At 37.5% G+C, this 19,272-nt stretch carries 14 protein-coding genes; 6 read left to right on the forward strand and 8 right to left on the reverse strand.

The window, feature by feature from the left end:
- Positions 1 to 4: 4 nt before the first annotated feature.
- On the reverse strand, positions 5 to 4,381 hold the full coding sequence (locus IQ13_RS16770) for a CusA/CzcA family heavy metal efflux RND transporter (protein WP_144887799.1): 4,377 nt from the start codon (positions 4,379 to 4,381) through the stop codon (positions 5 to 7).
- A gap of 116 nt (positions 4,382 to 4,497) precedes the next feature.
- Positions 4,498 to 4,890 carry a hypothetical protein gene (locus tag IQ13_RS16775; protein WP_144887800.1) on the reverse strand — a complete coding sequence of 131 codons (393 nt, stop codon included), beginning with the start codon at positions 4,888 to 4,890 and terminating at the stop codon, positions 4,498 to 4,500.
- Between the two features lie 711 nt (positions 4,891 to 5,601).
- Between IQ13_RS16775 and IQ13_RS16780 the strand changes: the two genes are divergently transcribed.
- The 3 genes from IQ13_RS16780 to IQ13_RS16790 all read left to right on the forward strand — a co-directional run bounded on the left by IQ13_RS16780 (position 5,602) and on the right by IQ13_RS16790 (position 7,457).
- Entirely contained in the window at positions 5,602 to 6,567 is a 966-nt protein-coding gene (locus IQ13_RS16780; RefSeq protein WP_144887801.1) for a helix-turn-helix transcriptional regulator, read from the forward strand.
- Positions 6,568 to 6,666: 99 nt separating this feature from the next.
- The gene (locus tag IQ13_RS21730) at positions 6,667 to 7,128 is read left to right on the forward strand and encodes a MauE/DoxX family redox-associated membrane protein (protein WP_144887802.1); all 462 of its coding nucleotides are present in this window, start codon (positions 6,667 to 6,669) and stop codon (positions 7,126 to 7,128) included.
- Between the two features lie 38 nt (positions 7,129 to 7,166).
- Entirely contained in the window at positions 7,167 to 7,457 is a 291-nt protein-coding gene (locus IQ13_RS16790) for a DUF6520 family protein (RefSeq protein WP_144887803.1), read from the forward strand.
- Between the two features lie 23 nt (positions 7,458 to 7,480).
- Here IQ13_RS16790 and IQ13_RS16795 read toward each other — a convergent pair whose 3' ends face one another.
- The 6 genes from IQ13_RS16795 to IQ13_RS16820 form a co-directional block, all read right to left on the reverse strand.
- A complete protein-coding gene (locus IQ13_RS16795; RefSeq protein ID WP_144887804.1) occupies positions 7,481 to 8,743 on the reverse strand; it encodes a TlpA family protein disulfide reductase in 1,263 nt (420 codons plus the stop codon).
- A gap of 42 nt (positions 8,744 to 8,785) precedes the next feature.
- Positions 8,786 to 9,997 carry a RagB/SusD family nutrient uptake outer membrane protein gene (locus IQ13_RS16800; RefSeq protein ID WP_158637425.1) on the reverse strand — a complete coding sequence of 404 codons (1,212 nt, stop codon included), beginning with the start codon at positions 9,995 to 9,997 and terminating at the stop codon, positions 8,786 to 8,788.
- A 199-nt stretch (positions 9,998 to 10,196) separates the two neighbouring features.
- A complete protein-coding gene (locus IQ13_RS16805) occupies positions 10,197 to 13,508 on the reverse strand; it encodes a SusC/RagA family TonB-linked outer membrane protein (RefSeq protein WP_158637426.1) in 3,312 nt (1,103 codons plus the stop codon).
- 179 nt (positions 13,509 to 13,687) lie between these two features.
- On the reverse strand, positions 13,688 to 14,887 hold the full coding sequence (locus IQ13_RS16810) for a FecR family protein (RefSeq protein WP_144887807.1): 1,200 nt from the start codon (positions 14,885 to 14,887) through the stop codon (positions 13,688 to 13,690).
- Between the two features lie 124 nt (positions 14,888 to 15,011).
- Positions 15,012 to 17,054, reverse strand: coding sequence for an ATP-binding protein (locus IQ13_RS16815; RefSeq protein WP_144887808.1), 2,043 nt, complete (start codon positions 17,052 to 17,054; stop codon positions 15,012 to 15,014).
- Positions 17,055 to 17,219: 165 nt separating this feature from the next.
- A complete protein-coding gene (locus tag IQ13_RS16820; RefSeq protein ID WP_158637427.1) occupies positions 17,220 to 17,771 on the reverse strand; it encodes an RNA polymerase sigma factor in 552 nt (183 codons plus the stop codon).
- Positions 17,772 to 18,162: 391 nt separating this feature from the next.
- Here IQ13_RS16820 and IQ13_RS16825 point away from each other — a divergent pair, with 391 nt between their 5' ends.
- The 3 genes from IQ13_RS16825 (at position 18,163) to IQ13_RS16835 (ending at position 19,246) form a co-directional block, all read left to right on the forward strand.
- Positions 18,163 to 18,528, forward strand: a complete 366-nt coding sequence (locus IQ13_RS16825) for a helix-turn-helix domain-containing protein (protein ID WP_144887810.1) — start codon at positions 18,163 to 18,165, stop codon at positions 18,526 to 18,528.
- Positions 18,529 to 18,589: 61 nt separating this feature from the next.
- Positions 18,590 to 18,865, forward strand: a complete 276-nt coding sequence (locus tag IQ13_RS16830) for a hypothetical protein (protein WP_144887811.1) — start codon at positions 18,590 to 18,592, stop codon at positions 18,863 to 18,865.
- A gap of 168 nt (positions 18,866 to 19,033) precedes the next feature.
- Positions 19,034 to 19,246, forward strand: coding sequence for a hypothetical protein (locus tag IQ13_RS16835; RefSeq protein WP_144887812.1), 213 nt, complete (start codon positions 19,034 to 19,036; stop codon positions 19,244 to 19,246).
- The last annotated feature ends 26 nt before the right edge of the window (positions 19,247 to 19,272 follow it).

A 19,272-nucleotide genomic window follows, 5' to 3' on the forward strand; every position in this document is an offset into this window, starting at 1 on the left:
AAACTTATTTAGAGATAAATGAATTGATTTCTACTGCGCTTTCATTTCTGTTTTTAACAGCTTCTATGTAATCGCTTTGTATGGCAATAGCCTGGTTAATGAGAAGCACCCACTCCAGGTAGTTTATTTCACCATTTATAAACTGCTTATTGGCTGTACTCGTAGCGAGATCAGCATTTTTTAAGGCCGTTGTTTCAAAATAGGAAATTGCCTCAGAATATTTTTGATACTGTATAAGCGCTGCTTTATAGGCAGTTTCAAAATTCTTAAGACCAACCTCGTATTGATTTGCTACAACTTTTTCATTGATTTTAGCTGCATTAATTTTTGCCTTTTGCCCATTGTTAAATATGGGTATGCCTAAACCTGCCTGGATTGATTGAAAACGTGGTGTACTATTATATTCCTTATTGTTTGCCCCGGTACCCCGTATTCCCATGATATTGTAACCAAGTGTAAGACTGGGCAGCAGTTTCGTTTTTTCTACTTGTGTAGCAGCCGCAGCTATTTGCTGTTGCTGTCTTAAATACTCCATTGAAGGATGAACAAGCAGTAAAGAGCTATCCCCTTTTACCAATACATTTATCTTGAACTCATTTTCATTTGGAACAAATGCAATGTTGGTATTGAGCAATAAATGAAACCGCAACTGAAGCAAATCCAGATCCTGCTGTAATTGACTTAGTTGTAATCCTATTTGTCCCCGTTGATTTTCTGCAGTGGTTTTTTCTAAAATATTACTTTCACCTTTGTTGAAACGTAATGTTGCCCTGCTTAAAAATTCAGAAAAAAGACTGTCAACTTTTTGCAGCAGTTTTTTCTTTTCCCGCAAATACAAAAAGGAATAATATACCTGTGCTACCTGTTTCTTTAGTATAGCTTCATTTACGCCCACATTTAACACACTGCTTTTCCACTCTTCTGTTAACAATGCTCTTTGAATGGCATACACTTTTGGGAAATTTATAGTTTGAGAGATACCCAATCTCGTATCCACGTAGGCGCTATTGATTTGTCCAAAATCGCCTGTAACATTTGTAGCTGGTAAATTTTTCGCCGATTTTATTAATTGCTGCTGATACTCCGCTCTTAACTTTTCATTTTTAACGGTCAGGTTATTTTTCAATGCCGTATCAGTTGCCGCTTGTAATGTGATAGGTGTTTCCTGCCTGACAGTACCAATTTGTGCATTTGCAATTTGAAAAGGAAAAACCATTAATAATAAAATGGTTGCTGCAGCAATTGGCTTTTTCCCTTTAAAAGGAATTCCTTTCTCAAACATCATGTATAAAATTGGCAAAACAAATAAGGTTAGAAATGTAGCTATGAGTAAGCCTCCAATTACCACTGTGGCAAGTGGTCTTTGCACTTCTGCTCCTTCTCCGGTACTTAATGCCATTGGTAAAAAACCCAACGATGCTACAAAGGCGGTCATTAATACAGGGCGTAACCTGATTTTTGTTCCCTGTGTAACGATTCTTTTCAGATCATGTAAACCCTCTTCTTTTTTCAGGCGATTGAATTCGGCCACCAACACAATACCATTTAATACCGCCACACCAAATAATGCAATAAACCCAACACCTGCCGAAATACTGAATGGCATCCCTCTTACGGCCAGCGCCAAAATTCCTCCAATTGCAGAAAGCGGGATAGCGGAGTAAATGAGAAGACCATGTTTTACAGAACGGAAAGCAAAGTACAACATCAGAAAAATGAGTAACAATGAAACAGGCACGGCAATACTTAATCTCTTTTTTGCCGCCACAAGATTTTCGAATGCACCTCCATAGGTAATGTAATAACCAGGTGGCAGTTTTATTTGTCGCTCAACTTTTTCCTGCAATTCCTTCACCATACTCTGCACATCCCTTCCACGTACATTAAAGCCCACAATAATTCTACGTTGCGCATCTTCCCGCTGAATTTGATTGGGGCCTTCAGTCACTTCTACCTTTGCAACATTATTTAATGGAATTTGTATGCCCTGTGCAGTGGGGATTAAAAGATTTTGAACATCCTGCAAATTTTTTCGTTGTTCACCACTTAAACGCACTACTAAATCAAAACGTTTTTCGCCTTCGTAAACTGTTCCTGTGCTTTGTCCTGCAAATGCAGTATTTACCACTTTATTGATGTCGCTGATATTTAAACCATATTGTGCAATGGCAGCACGGTTGTATTGGATTACAATTTGCGGCATACCAGTAACAGCTTCTACATACAATCCACTTGAGCCCATTACTGTATTTACAACAGTTCCTACCTTATTTGCATACATGGCTAACGTGTCTAAATCTTCACCAAAAATTTTACAAACTACATCCTGCCTTGCCCCGGATATTAATTCATTAAACCGCATCTGTACCGGATACTGGAAGCCGAATGTAACACCCGGCACATCTTCCAGTGCTTTGCTCATTTTGGCTTCAAGTTCAGGATAAGTTTTTGCAGATGTCCATTCGCTTTTATCTTTTAAAATAACCATCATATCGCTGGCGTCAATAGGCATAGGATCGGTAGGGATTTCGCTACTGCCTGTTTTGCCAACCACTTCTATCACTTCAGGGAATTTTTCTCTTAAAATTCTTGCACCTGTTGAAACTGCATTCATGGAGGTATTAAGATTACTGCCAGGCAGCACTCTTGTTTCCACCGCAAAATCGCCTTCGGGGAGAGATGGGATGAATTCACCACCTAATTGAGTAAGTATAAAAACCGCAATAGCAAAGAGGGATAATACCGATGTAATAACTGTTTTCGGAAAATGCAATACTTTTTCAAGTGTATGCTGGTAGATACGCTCCAAGCGTCCCATCATCCTGTCAGACAAAGTCTTTTTGTGAGAAATCTTTTTACTCAGAAACAAAGCACTCATCATTGGAATGTAAGTAAGAGAAAGGATGAAAGCGCCCAACAATGCAAAGGCAACTGTTTGCGCCATTGGTTTGAACATTTTTCCTTCAATACCTTCTAATGAAAAAATGGGGAGATAAACGATCAGAATAATTATTTGCCCAAAAACAGCACTGTTCATCATGCGGCCTGCAGATTGTTTTACTTCTCCATCCATCTCTGCCTGGCTTAACTGATTGACTTTACTGAAATGCTTGCTATGTGTAAGCCGGTGCATAACCGCCTCAACAATAATTACTGCCCCATCCACTATTAAGCCAAAATCCAATGCTCCGAGGCTCATGAGGTTTCCACTTACACCGAACAGATTCATCATGATGATGGCAAATAACATGGCCAAAGGAATTACAGAAGCAACCAGAAATCCAGCCCGGAAATTTCCAAGAAATAAAACCAGTACAAATACTACAATCAATGCTCCTTCCAATAAGTTTTTAGAAACAGTACTGATGGAATTGTTCACCATTTTTGTACGATCGAGAAAGGGATCAATTACAACACCTTCGGGCAAGGTTTTTTGAATTTGTGTAATACGGTCCTTAATATTTTTTATTACTTCATTGCTATTAGCGCCTTTCAACATCATTACCACTGCACCCGATACCTCCTGAACACCATTGTAAGTCATGGCTCCGTACCTGGTGGCACTGCCCATATTTACCTCAGCAACATCACGAATCAACAACGGGGAGCCGTTAGCAAGATTTTTAACTACTACATTTTCTATGTCTTCAATAGTACCTATAAGACCTTCACTGCGGATAAATAAAACAGTCGGCCCTTTTTCAATATACGCACCGCCTGTGTTTTGATTGTTATTTTGAAGCGCATCAAAGACATTATTGATTGTAATATTGTTTGCCTTTAATTTATCAGGTACAACAGAAATTTCATATTGCTTCAGGTATCCACCAAAACTACTTACGTCTGCTACACCACTAACACCTAATAATTGCCTTCGCACAATCCAGTCCTGAATGGTGCGCAAGTCCATTGCGGTGTATTTACTTTCAAATCCTTTTTTTGGTCGAACCGAGTATTGATAAATTTCGCCCAGCCCAGTAGTAACAGGTGCAAGTTTAGGTGTACCAAAACCTTTCGGAATTTGTTCCTGCACTTGTTGCAGCCTTTCTGTTACCTGCTGTCTTGCCCAATACACATCTGTTTCATCATCAAATACTATTGTAACAACAGATAAGCCGAAACGGGAAAAACTTCTGATCTCTTTTAAGCCGGGAATATTGGCATTTGATTGCTCAATAGGAAATGTAATAAGCCGTTCAACTTCCGGGGCTCCTAGAGCCGGTGCAATTGTAATAACTTGTACCTGATTGTCAGTGATGTCAGGTACGGCATCAATAGGCAATTTTTTAACTTGGTAACTGCCATAACCAATGAGACCAAGTATAAATAAACCGATAATGAGTTTGTTCCGTATGGAAAACTCAATGATTTTGTTGAGCATGTCTGTATAAATATTATTAATGTATAAAGCATGAGCCTTGTATAAAGCGCAAAAAACCAAATAGGAAATTATTGTCTGTTATGTAATAGACAATAAAGCCATTCAGCTAAATAATATTAAACAGTGGGAGGGCCTCGTCTGGAGGAAGAAGAAAAATATTTTTCAGGAGGAGGATAGACCTTATAACTGCCAAAAGGAGGCTTAACGATTGTCGGTAAATCAGTTGACAGGCAGACAATCATTATTGCAGGCAGAAAAGTTAGCGGAACATCAGCACATTTGTTTTGGCTGCTAGCCGGAACAAAGTTTTCGTCTAACTGCGAAAAGGAAAATACATGATGTTGATTGTCTTCGTTGTTATCCAGCGGCTGCTGTTCAAGAAGATGTTGATCGTGGGCATGATATATGTCGACAGAAATTTTGTCATGATGCAAATGTGGCAAAACATGATGGCCCATTACCGTCATTACGGCAACAAACAAAAATATCTTTTGCAACGCTTTCTTCATGAAAAGCGAAGGTAGGGAAATAGATTATTACAGTAAAGTCTATTTATTCAATACTGGTTTGCAATCTTTTTTCTAAGAGCTTATTTCAAAAAAAAATCCTGCGATCTCAAGATTCGGAATTCCGTAAGGTTACAATACATGAATAGTAGCCTGTTCATCATCTGAAGTAAAATAATAAGCAAGGCAAACTATATCCAAATAAACAGATTGGATATCAAGTTTTTGCAATCTTGTAACTTATCTATACACTTTCAAAGGCTTTTCTACAATTTGGTTGATAGAAGATTCTCATGATGTGATTCAGTGAATCCATACCCTTATAATTCACATACTTATGATGAATTAGTTTAACAAGTCAATATGTAAATTAAATTAACTACGCATTTGAAGTAATACAATGATAATAACAAACTCAATATTATTGTGCGTTTAAATATTGCTAATAGATCAGGTTAATTGTCATGGCTACGATATTGTCAAAGTATGTAAAACTCAGGAATCAGATTTTGAAACCTGCATGAGGTGGTGTTATTATTCGTTTTAGCAACGGCACTTCTGCCAAAGTCTTAAAGAAACTAACTGGGTTTCCTTATTCTTTGGTGTTGATTTTCTACGTCAGATGTTGACTCAAAAATATTAAATTTGAAGTAGTAGAGTATGCTAAGAGTAACTAAACTTTAATTTGACTTTTTTTTACTTAAACTAACCTGCATGAAATTACTATTAACCAATGGAGAGTTCATTGAGATGCTTCCCGGTTACTCAGAAAGTTTCACGGGACCTGTGCTTAAAGACGCTATTGCCTTTACATCAAAAACAGCTGTTACAGATTTAACAATTCAGGTAATTGCTTATGAAGATTTTGTAATTCGCTTAAGCATAGGAACATTACTTCAAAAAGTTAAATCATTTGACTGGATACAGAGAAGTGGCTGTTACAGCAGTTTTATGCTTAAAAACGGCATGTTTAAAGAAATCGGAAACTCAGGGAAATTTCATGTACGAAAGGATCAATACAGCTGTTACCTCACTCCCCCAGCTGAATGTTCTGCTTCATTCGAAAAGCATCAGGAATTCTGTCTGTTGGATATTTTTTATTCTACTACACTTATTAACGAACTAAGCCGTGTTTTTCCTCAACTTACCCAATTTTTGCAAAGATCCGCTGTAGTTTTCTTACCACATAAAGCAAACTGGACATTTCCGAAAGTAAAAGAAATTTATAATCATATACTGGAAAGCCCATACAGCGATTCTTCCAGAAATTTCTATCTTAATTTAAAAGTACGTGAACTGCTATTTCACTTATTGGAAAAAGCATTTGCAACAAAGCCAGAAGAACTTTCTTTTACTGCATTTGAAACGGCACGGATTCATGAAGCAAGGAATATACTTGAAGAACATTTAGGCAAAAAGCCTCCTACCATCCGGAGCCTGGCAAAAAAAGTAGCCCTCAATGAATTAAAATTAAAGAAAGGTTTCAGAAAATACTTTGATTCGGGAATTTTTGAGTGGTTAACGAATCGAAAAATGGAACATGCAAGAATGCTCATTCTTACAACTAATAAACCAATTAAAGACATTGCTTCAATTGTTGGTTATCCGCTTACGACGAATTTCATAACTGCTTTTAGAAGAAGATTTGGATATACACCAGGTTCGCTCAGAAGGCAATAATCCTTTTCGCAAAATTTGTAAGCCAGTCGGCAAACCTATTTGATCAAAATATCACAAACCTTATTATGATCTTTATAGTGCAATTAAATCAGCAGCACTATGAAGAAAGAAACACTACAAATTGTATTCATTGAATCAAACGTTGCTCTGTTTATTTTCTTGTTTGTTTACACCGGAGTTAATAAACTGATGGACTATTCAGCTTTTCGTGTAGTACTATCAAAATCACCTCTTCTATCATTTGCTTCCTCATTTATTGCATGGTTTCTACCAGTTATTGAACTAATTGTTTCGCTTATTTTATTAATGCCATTTACGAGAAAGTTAGGATTACTTATATCTACATCCTTGATGGCTACATTTACTTTCTATCTCGCATACATGATTTTTTTTACTCCCAATCTACCGTGCTCCTGCGGAGGAATATTCAATAATTTAAACTGGACAGAACACTTGATCTTAAATATCGTATTGCTGGTAATCGCTTTTACAGCCTGGTGGCTTTCGAAATCGAATCAACGCTTTATTGCAATAAACAGGAATAGCCGAACACCTGTATAAAAAAGTAGGCAGCAATTTCTCAACAAAATAATAAGTGTATGAAAAAGTATCTCTTAGGTATTATTGCTGTTGTGGCAGCAATTGGATTCAGCTCTTTTACAACAGATGAAAAGAAAGCCGCTGACGACATCTATTACTTTTACATGGTAGATGAAAATGGTGTTATCCAGGCTGGAACACCTGTTCAATTCGGAGGCCAGGTAACTCTTAGTTACGCAAATGCGAATGACGGCTGTACCGGATCGACCGCTCATTGCCTGCGTGGTTTCATTTCCCAGCCTTCATTGCCAACAAGTCAAAGTGGTGATGTACAGACCCTTAAAAACTAAAACTTTAGTGCAAAGCAACCGCATTAATGCGGTTGCTTTGTTTGTAGTCTTTCACGTAAAAAAAGCACGGGTACATCTCGCTTGTCTACAATTAATTCAAATCCCGCTTCAGACAGATCCTTCCTTAGATTAACTATTTTTAATGGGTAAAGGGATTGGTATCTGATAGCGCAGGTGACAGGTTCTGTTTGAAATGCTTCAATGAAAATAGGTAACGTCTGTTCGATTCTAACAGCTAACTCTCTTCCAAACTGATCAAATGGAATTTGGTTGAATTGTATAACAGAATCACCGGACGCCATAATTTTCTTTGTATTAAGTTTCATTACTCCGTTTCGTTTGCGAAGTACTAGAACATCCATATTTACTAATTCCACACTTGCGTTTAAATTAAAATACCGGGCAAGATCCTGCTGCATTATCGAGTAAGCCTTCGCTGTCTTCTCTTTAGGCAGTAACAATTCATAGCTATAAGCGTAATCTCGCATCCATTGGTCCAATGAATCGCTCTGAACCGGGTACTCATATTTAAACCTATCAATCACGTCTAAAACAACATTGTATTTTTTATTGAAATTGTATTTGCCATTTTCTCCATACGCTTTACAGTATAAATTTCTAATTGAATAGCAGTTGCTGGCTATCGCAACTGCTGTACCTTGCTTTACTTTAACTGCTTCGGTACTTCCAACATTAATCGAGTCTGAGCAACGGGAAATCGATGAAAAATAGTCATAGTTGTGAATATCAACAGATGATGTGAATTTTATCAATGTTGGATCACGAAATACCATATCGTTTCCATTTAAAAACCGATTAATTGTTTCTTTTGTTATAGCATGTGTACCCGAATAGTATTTTACAACACCATTTTTAATCCAAGCAGAATAAGGGTATCCATCAACCGGAAACAGATCAGAAAGTCTGTTGCCATCCGTGATCATCGGAAGCCTCGGCTTGTAAAGGGATGGACGTTTCTTGAAAAAATCCTGTGTATATTCTTTGCTCTCACTATTCACAAGTACTACTTCTACTCTATCTCCAAAATATTGCTTTAATGAATCAAGTTTAGGAAACGCTTTAAAACAAGCCACACATCTTGTATTCCAGAAATCGATGATCAGAATCTTCTCTTTAAAATCATTTAAGCTCAGGTAATCAAATGGGTAATTGAGTACATCCTGAAAAACAAGATCCGGCAACTTATCACCTGGCTGAAGTTGCTGTGTATTTGCCTGAGTTATGGCAACAGTAATAGCCAGCATTAGTATGACTAATCGCTTCACGTTTATTTATTTAAGAATTATTGAAAAGGATTTGCTGTAAAATCAGTAACCGGCATTTTGAGTTAAAGACGGATTCAACAGTATCTGGTCAAATGGAATTGGATAAAGCACATCAGTCGCTTGCCAATTTGTTGTTTTCAAACCTCCTAATACACTGTTTATTCTATCTGATCGCTTTAAATCGAACCAACGGTGTCCCCATTCAGCAAACAGTTCGAGCTGTCGTTCTTTCTCGATTCCAAGTAATAATTCATCTTTATTGTTTGCTGTTGTTCCGTTTAAGCCTGCACGTTGCCGGATAACATTGAGATCTGCCTTGCCTGCAGCAAAATTTCCCAGTTGGGCATTCGCTTCAGCACGAATTAGGTATTGTTCTGCTAAACGGAACACAACATAGTACTCTGTTGGTACGGGAGGAGTGCTGGAAAAATCAGCACCTTTTTTATATTTCAGCGGATAGTAGGCAGCCATCCCATTGATTACAGTTGAAGCCAGCCATTTGCTTTTACGCAAATCATTCGATTCAAATGAACGATATAATGTATCTGTTACAATAAAGGGAGGTTTCAAAAATGAAAATGCCGGAATGAACATTTGCCCTTCTGAAGTATTACTTCTGTCCTGAATTAATGACCAGATAGTTTCGGTTGAATTGGACAGAAAGCAATTATTCAGTTCCGCAGGCAATGTATACATTCCCGAATTTATAATCTCTGATGATTGCTTTTCTGCATTCATCCAATCCTGTCGATACAGATAAACTCTTGCAAGTAATGCTGTTGCAGTAAACTTATTTGGCCGTACCCGAGCAGAACCTGGATAAGCAGCCGTTAGTAACCCTTTTGCTTCAAGCAGATCGGTTGTAACCCTATCATATACATTTAGCACACTTAGTCGGGCCATCGATTGATTTAGACGAAAGTCGGTGCTAAGTACTAACGGTACATCTCCAAACAGGTTGATAAGATAAAAATAGTTGAGAGAGCGTACAACCAGAGCCTCACCTTTTAATTGCCTTTTTAACGGTTCCGAAATACCTGCATTCTCTAACCCTTCCAAAATAGCATTTGCATGATAAATATTTTTATACGCCATTTGCCATAATGATCCGGAAATACTTCCATTCCTCACTTGTATATTATTCAATCTAAATTCATCGTCCGTATCAGGGCTGGTGGTATTAATCAGTTCATCTGCCGATAGTCCACAAAAACGTGTTAAGCCACCATTGGTAATTGTTGAACTGGTTAGCAACAACTGTCTGTATAAACCAGTAACTGCAGCAATGGCAGATTGATCGTTTTGAAAAATCTTTCTTGTTTCCAATTGCGTTACTGGCGGTTCAACTTCAATCAGCTTTGAACAGGATGTAACAAGTAGGATCTGCAGCAATGCAATTATGCTCCGTAAAAATTTATCGATTGTGTTATATTTTGTATACATCGAATAGAATTTAAAATGTGAAATGAACACCTGCAACAATTGTTTTTAATGGCGGAAGCACAGATATATCCTGTGTTTCGGGATCGGATCCTTTATACTTTGTGATCAGAAATAAGTTCTGTGCATTGATGTACACCCTGCTTGTTTCGATATGCAGCTTGCGTAGCAAATCAGCCGAAAAGAAATAAGACAATGCAATATTTTTTAACCGCATGAACGATGCATCACTGTATATTCCGTCTGAGTTCGATAAGTAATTCGCACCGTTTGCAGTTGCTCCTCCAGAAAAGCGGCTGGTATATTTCTGAACCTGTGCATGATCGCCCGATTTCTGCCACCTATCCAGAACAATCTCCGGTTGATTCAATGCTATTCCTGGCGGATTCCTGTCGATGTAAGCAAGAAAATTTCTACCTGTTTGTTTACGATACTCGAAGAAAAAGGAAACACTAAATTGTTTGTACTCAAAACTGTTTTGCAAGCCACCATAGAATACAGGATCGGTTGTTCCCAAAAACTGATAATCTGCAGGAAAACGGATCAATCCGTCACGATTAAAATCTTCAACGATATAATTACCTGTGAGCGGATCTATACCAAGGTATTTGGCTTTGTAAATGCTATTAAGAGGAAGCCCTTCTTTAAACTGTGTCCGATAACTGGAGCTGCTCAAACCAGGAAAAGAAATGAGTTTGTTCTTGGGTAAGGTTATATTAAATGAACTTGTCCATGAAAAACTTTTAGCAGAAATGTTCTTGCTTGTGAGTACGATTTCTACACCGCTGTTCTGCACCAAGGCCGGAAGATTTCGTATCACTCCTGTAAATCCTGTTTGATCAGGTAATTGATAATTGATCAATTGATTGCTGGAACGGTTTCGGTAACCTGCAACTGAAAATAGTAATCGGTCCTTCCATAAACCCAATTCAAGTGCAGCTTCCAGCTTATTTGTTTTTTCCCATTCGTAATTCGGGTTGAACAAACTGCCAGGCTGTAAACCCGGAATTCCCTGGTAAGGTATCGTTGTTGAATTCCATAAATCGAGGTATTTGTAATTACCGATCTGATCGTTACCGGTAATACCTGCACTTGCTCTTATTTTCCCAAAACTGATGAACTGAAACTTTTCTTTGAAAAATGATTCGTTTGAGAAAATCCATGCCGCACCAATCGCCCCGAAATTGGCGAACCTGTTTTCAGTTCCAAACCGGCTTGAACCATCCCGTCTTGCAGACAGATTAATGATATACCTGCCTGATAAATTATAATTCACCCTTCCGAATATTGCAGTGTACCTGTATTGTGCCGAATTATTTGTTCCGGTAAGTATGCCTGCCGCTCCCATTGAGTTCAATAATAAATCGCTGGTATAGTTCTGTGCATTCACAAAAGAACTTTTCGTAGTGCGGTCCTGCAATGTTGATCCTAACAACAGATTGAATTTCCCTTTACCAAAAGCTGTTCCATACTCCAGTTGCGGGTCAATATTCCAGCTTTGCGAAGTGCTATAACCAAATTTTGAAGAGGCGAGTTGACTTGTTGAAGGATCCAGTGATGCTCTTGGTGTAGTAGCCACTTCATCTGTTATAAACTTATTAAACCCTGCATTTATCCGGAATGTAAGCTGCGGTGCGATCCTGTATACCAGTTGCAGGCTGGCAAGTGCATTATCATTTTTTGTGAGATAGGTCTTTAGTAATTCTGCTGAAGGAATACCGGGCAACCCAAGATTGATATAATTAAACGGAATACCTTTCTGCAACCATGCAGGTTTCCCGAGAGAATCATATAAAGTAAAATTTGGAGGAAGATTGATAAACTGTGTAAGATCTTTCTGAATCAATTGATTTTTTTCAGCAGAGTAAAAGCCTGAGAAATTTGTTTCAAACTTTTTATCCGCAGATTTATGATTGATATTGAAATGTAACGAAGCACGTTGATCAGTTAACGCTTTTGAAAACACATTTGTCTCTTTGTGGTATGCTCCACCAATAGAGAAAAACGTATTGCCTGAACCTCCCGAAAAGTTTATTTCTGCGTTTGTAGCCTGTGCCGTATTTCCAATCAGCAGTTTTTTAAAATCAGTATAAATAGTTGTATCGAGTATGAGCAAATCCGGTGCATAGCCATTTGCAAACGGGACTGTAACCTGTGCTGTGTAACCGTCATTTGCAAAGGCTTCTCTGCGCATTTGCAAATACTCAGTTGTATTCAGCATGCGCATGGTGCGGGCTACTTTACTCCAGCCGGTGTTCACATTCACACTCAGTTTTGATTTACCTGATTTTCCTTTTTTGGTAGTAATGAGTATTACACCGTTTGCACCACGGCTTCCATAAATAGCTGTTGCATCAGCATCTTTTAATACCTCAATACTTTCAATATCCAGTGGATTAATTGTATTAAACGGACTGATGCCTCCGAGGTTTGTAGAAAACGGTTTATTAACTGCCGATACAATCTGATTAGAAGCCAGATTTCCCGGCTCAAAGGGTACGCCATCGATAATAAACAGAGGGTCATTTCTTGAAAGTGCAGCATCCAGCGAACTTCTTCCCCTGATCTCTATATTAAAAGCTGAGCCCGGCACACCACTTGTTTGTGTAACAACTAAACCCGGCACCCTGCCTGCCAGAGCAGCCAGCGGATTTGATACCGGTTGTTTGGCGATCTCCTCTCCTTTTATTTTTGATACGCTGCCTGTATTGTAGCGTTGTGTTGTTGAGCCGTAAGCAATAACTATTGTTTCATCTAGTATTTCAACAGCAATAGCCAGTTTTACAACATAATACAACCCTTTTCCTACGGGTATTTCTTTTTTTATATAGCCTATACTGGAGAAAATAAGTAGATCGTTTTCTTGCACACCGCTTAAAGAAAATTCGCCCTTATCATTAGTAGAAGTTGCGATGCCCGATTTTTTTGCCGCAACCGTTGCGCCAATCAATGCCTCACCTGTTTCATTCATTACCTTGCCGGAAACTGTAATTGCCGTACTCGTTGGTAATACCGGAGCAGCTGCAACAACAGGTTTTGTTTGTACAACGATGTATTTATCAACGATGGTAAATGTAAGCGGCTGCTTTTCGAAACACTTGCGAAGAACCTGCTCCAGTTGTTCGTTCTTAACAGTAAGTGTTACAGGGCTTGTTTGTTCTAACTGGTTTCGCTGGAAAATAAACGAATAGCCAGTTTGGCGGGTAATTTCCTTAAAGACTTTTTCAATAGGTGAATGGTTAAACGAAGCTGATACAGTTTGCGCAAAACTGCCTGCCGAAACCTGCATACAGGCCACTATCGTCAGCACGCATATGAGTTTCATGGTTAGAAATTTTTTACAGCAGTATCCTGCAATAGTTAATTGCATAGTTTTGTAATGTTTGGGTTTCTGAAATTCGGTTGACAGCCTCAATTGATAACAGGGTTAACCCAAACGTCCGCCGGAGGTGCTCGTAACACTTCCGGTTTTTTGTTTGTATTAACCGTTGGTTGGTTTAATCGTCAGGGTAATACATAAATGGTTTTGTTTTCAATTTTAAAATGAACGTAACCGTTTAATTCCAGCAGCTTGAGCAGCTTGGGTAAAGGTTCGCTCCGTAATATTTCTGCATTCAGTAATTTTTTTGTTTTTGATTCGTAAATAATCTTTGCGCCATACCATCTTTCTATTTGTGTCATCACCTTTTCAATCGAAGCATCGTGAAAAACAAATAAGCCATTCTTCCACCCTGTAATTGACTCTATATCCACAGTACTGTTTTTTGACAATCCTTCGCCACTAACAACAGCCTGTGTGCCCGGTTCAAGATATTGTATTCTGCCTTTATGATAAACAGATACATGACCTTCAACCAGCGATACTTCGTTTTGCTTTGTATTATCATAGCACATTACGTTAAACTGTGTACCCGTTACAGTTACGACAGAACTATCGGGTAACACAACACGAAATGGTTGACGTTCATTTTTTGCAATTTCAAAATACGCTTCGCCACTAACCTCTACCCTACGTTCGCTACCCGCAAAAGCAACAGGATACCGCAGTGTTGTAGACGCATTAAGCCATACTTTGCTGCCATCAGCCAGTACAATTTTATATTGACCACCCACCGGTGTGGAGAGTGCATGAAGGGCTGAAACGGGGCCGTTGTTTTTTGCTTCATACACTAACTCTCCATCAGCCGGTTTGTTGGCATGAGAAACTAAGTTGCTATCGATTAATCCATTCTTAGCTGTTGAAAGATCAATTACCGAACCATCGGCAAGCGTAAGCGTAGCATTATTACCGCCCGGTAACAGTTGCAGGGTATCAGCATTAGCTATATTGGTTTGCTCTGGTTTGTTTTTCATGAATTGTAAAAGCAATACTGAACCTGCAATAATAATAGCGATTGCAGCCGCCATTGACCATACCGCTCTTTTTTGTTTTCGCATGAATTTTACTTCCGCCTGTACAAGATTGTTATTCACTTCCTTCCAACGTTGGTCTATCAACACAAGGTCCATACGTGCAAGGTTTGCCTTAATGTTTTCTTCATCCGTCAGGTCTTCAAACAATTGCATGTTATGGTCGCTTTGGTTTACCCAGTCGTCCAGTTCAAGATGTTCCTGTTTGGTAAGCGTGTTGCGAATGTAACCGGCAATAAGGTAAGCAATGCGATAGGCCAGCTGTTCCATATCGCTGTATGGGTTTTCTTTCATGCTATTAAGTTACTCAGACTTTTAATAAGAAGGAAGCTGGAAAGAAAAACGTATAAAATTTCCTACTTTTTTTCGGGAAAATTCAAATTCGGAGTTTCGGTAGATGTATACAATTTGTCTATAACTATTTGACGAGTCTAAGTTGTGCAGAAATTTTCTCAGTTATTAACTCGGCGTATTCGGTCTCGAATTTTTCATTAACCGATTTGTCTTTGACTTTTAGTTGGTTAGATAAATATCCCAATTTTCTTTTGTTTTGCTCAATTAGTTCTGCCCATTCCATTACGTATACTTCAACATTTTTTTCAAGTTTTTTATCATACAGAAAAGGATGCTCCGGGAAACTTGTTCTACGTGATCTAACTTTTGATTTGGCGAATTTTGTAAGCTTTGAAGAAATTAATAAGAGCTTATACTTTACTTTATTTGATGGCAAACCTGAATTTTCTTCTATAGTAAATGCATACCTGTCAATCTGATTTAGTTCTTTTTCACCTATTGCACATTTAGGTGATTTTAATTCTACAACCATAATTTCTCTTTCATCAGAATCATTTACTTTTTCATTAAAAAAGAACAGATCAGTAATGTCATCCGGAGTTCCTTCTTTTGTAATCAAATTCCCATCATCGACTGAAGGCTCATAATTGAAATACTTTTCTCTTATCTCTTTTAGGATATTTCCGATTTTCTTATCAGACCACAGCTGAGGGGTCCCGTTATAATTTTCTCCAAAAACCCATAATTCATTTTCGATAATTTTATGTAATTGACTTCTTTCCTTTAAATAAGCAGAAATATCACCATATGTCAACTCATGCAAAAAATTCAGAAATTCCAGTTTATCTGAAACTAGATTTGCAAAATGAACAACATCTTCAATGTCAGTTTTCTCAAGTAACGACCGGAATTTCTGGACATTATCATCAGACATTTTTAGAATTTTTCGAAAAATATATTCGACATCCCCGTTTGAAATAGCCTTATCTAAAAGAGGATATAAAAAAGTCCTAATAGAGTCGTTCTTTTTTATTAGCTCATGCTGTTCCTCAATAAGGTATGCAGCCTTTTTGAATATTATTTCCTGAGCTTTGGAAGGAGGTAATTCTTCTTTATATGGATAATACCTATCTTTTTCTAGGTCTGATAAAAACTTTTCAAATTTCTTATTACGTGATTTGAAAAAATCGTTGATTATTTCCTTAACATTCTCTTTAATACCTTTTACTTCTTCTTCACCTAATGATTCAATATCTAGATTTCTGAACAAATCACTATTAAAGAAATCAGATTCCACATATATAAACCAAGTACCAAGATCAGGTGTATACCAATCTGAAGAGTACGTATACTCATGTGCGACACTTTTTATTCCAGAGTTATCAATTTGGAAAAATACTTTTACCTTATTGAGAGAAGATCGTATATTATAAAAGTAGAATCTGATATCATGATTTGCTCCTTTTTTATCAATATAATTTATAGACTTTTTTATCGGCAAATCAATCAAAAAGTCTTCACGTTTAATTAAATCACCATTAACATGAAACTTTACTTTGTCATGAAATATTTCATAAGGATAATTTTCAAAAATTGATTGAGAAATATTTTGAGGAAGAAAGTTTTGTGTTATCAGGTTTTTTCTAGCCGGTTTGTGATTAATGTTATGATGTAAGTTTTCGATTGTAACCTTATAATATGAATCTATGGGCAGAGAAAAGTACTCATAATCTACTTTAAATTCTGTTTGTTCTAATTGTGCATCACGAAAATCAGTAGTATCAATGCTGAAATTGGTTTTTGAATATTGCTTTTTGATATTATCGTAAGCCGCAGTTTCAATATGCATTAACTCGCCAATTTGAAACGAACTAAACCGACCAATACCCTGACCGCTCTTCTTTGCGGTTGTTCCAATTTCTAAAATCCGATTATCAAAATCTGAATAAGAAACGCCATGACCATCATCCAAGATGACAATTTTCGTAATTCCAGATCTGATAAGTAAATCATTAGTATACTGTATTTCGATCTCAATATTTTTAGACATAGCTTGAAGAGAATTATTAATTAACTCTTTCAATGCTGCGAAGGTGTCACTATACTTTGTTAGAAGGTCTTTAATTACTCTGGAGTTGGTAGTAATTTTTTTGCTAACGGTTGTCATGTTTTGATAGGTCTAATGTGAATTTTCAGGTTAATACCCTCAAATCTAAATAATATTTATGTTATAGAATAATAAGGTTTAGAAGTCAAAATGAGGATTTATCAGTAATATTAAAAAAGACATGCCTTGTTTTCTAAATGCTTCTTGTTAAAGTATATATTACTGCTATGCGGAGTATAAAAAAATGAAAAATGACCAAATATGGAATAAGAAATTCTCCTTAATTTTTTCCCTTAGCATAGCCAGCCCCTGCTTCTTCTGATTTCTTACTGTACCGGGTGTTACATTTAGTTCTTCAGCAATTTCAACACTTGATTTGCCTTCCAGGTAATACATTTTAATAACCCGCTGGCTGCCGGGAGTAAGTTCTTTTAAAGCGGAGTGGATAAGTCGGTAGGTTTCTGTGCGTATTAAGTGATCGTAAGGGCTGTTAAATGAAATATCGGGTACAGCTACAGCTTCCTCTACACTGTTGCGGCGTTTTTCTTTACGCAGGTAATGCATGGCATCACGGTACACAATTTTATACAGGTAGGCACGTATTGCATTATAACTATCGAGCTTTTCGTGCATTTTCCAGGCTTTTAAGAAAGCACCTGAAGAAATTTCTTCTGCAATAGAAAAATCCTCAATCCATTTATTGGCATAGAGCGAAAGGGCTGGAAGAAACTCATGATAGAAATAAGATAAAGCAAGTTCATCTCCCTGTTGAAACAAGGAGGCGTATTGAGGTGCAGTATAAACAGGCCCGGCCTTCAACTATTTGCAGCATAAAAGGTGAATTGGAGCCACCAATGGTTACTGCAAAAAAACGGCGCAGGTCTCCACTTACCGTCTTGAGGCCCTCGGAGAGCCCGACCACGAATAAGGGAGCCCACGCCTAAACGTGAGCTCTTGCTTATCATCCCGTGGTCTTAAAATTTCCGAGGTTTCAAGACGAGACTCCAAGCGAAAGCTTCAATTAGTTATGAAGTAATTCGCAAAAATATGTTTTGACTTTATAGGTTGACTATAAAAAATCAAATAACACATTAAAAATAAGAAAAAAAACAACATAACATCCACATGTGGATGTGTTTAGGGTTTGACAATTGGATTCCTTGCTGTTATGAAAAGTAAGGAGGAAATTATTGAGATTGAGATAGCAGAAATCGATCTGTATATCATTAATAAAGCGAGAGAACTGCGAGTTGCAAGAAGAATGTCACAATTGAAATTATCAATTGCGTTAAACCTTGCTGAGGGTGCAGTAAGTAAAATTGAGAATCCAAAGCAAAGAGCTAAATACAATATAAGGCATATAAATCTACTTGCAAAAGCACTTAAGTGTAACCCTGCCGATTTACTTCCACCGAAACCACTTAAAAACGATGTCATTCGTGCTAAACTAAAAATAACACGAAATCCGAAAGATAGAAAGGGTGAGCCTAATTATGTAGTAATTAGTAAAGTCCCGGTAAAGAATCATGATTAGGTTGTGGTTATTAGTTTAGTGCCAGAAGAAAATAAACTTTCGCATTAGCTTAATACTGCAAATGGATTCAAAGCAAAAACAAGAAGCTAAATTCAAACTTGGCATTTGTATAAACAAAATCATCGCCAAAAACAAAACCAAGAACAACCCTAACCTGGTAACAAGTTTAAGGAAGTTAGCTGCCGCATGTGATGTAGAGTATTCAATCATACAGAAAATAACTTCTGGCAAAAAAGATCCGCAACACACCACTATTGTAGCAATAATCGAAGGCTTCACAAATTACCTCCTGCTGATTTCTTTTCTATTTATGATAACATCTCCGATGCTGAAGTAGCGGAAACATCAACACCTGCCAAAAAGGCAAAAAAAGCCAAACCGAAATCGAAGTAGTTCAAACAGCTTCTCTCTTTTTCGAAATTTCCGGTATTTTGCATTATACTCAATTTCTCAATAATACAACTACTTTCCTATGACACTTTATCAATTCAATAATCTAGATGAAATGGAACAACTGGAAGCTATTTGGGATAATGGTGTGCAGGTTGCCGAAAGGGAAGACGATGTTAACCGCTATAAGCTTTACCAGATTGATGCATTTTATGTAGAAGAAGAATGGCACAAGGAGTATAAAGTGCGGCGGGCTTTTAGGAGCTTTGCCAGCACCAATGCAGAAATGTTAGAACCTTATTTAGATAAGATTAATCTTGGGTTCTAAAAACAATGCCAACTAAGTATTTTTGT

Origin of the sequence: Lacibacter cauensis (assembly GCF_007830055.1) — a bacterium.
Classification (GTDB): Bacteria; Bacteroidota; Bacteroidia; order Chitinophagales; family Chitinophagaceae; genus Lacibacter; species Lacibacter cauensis.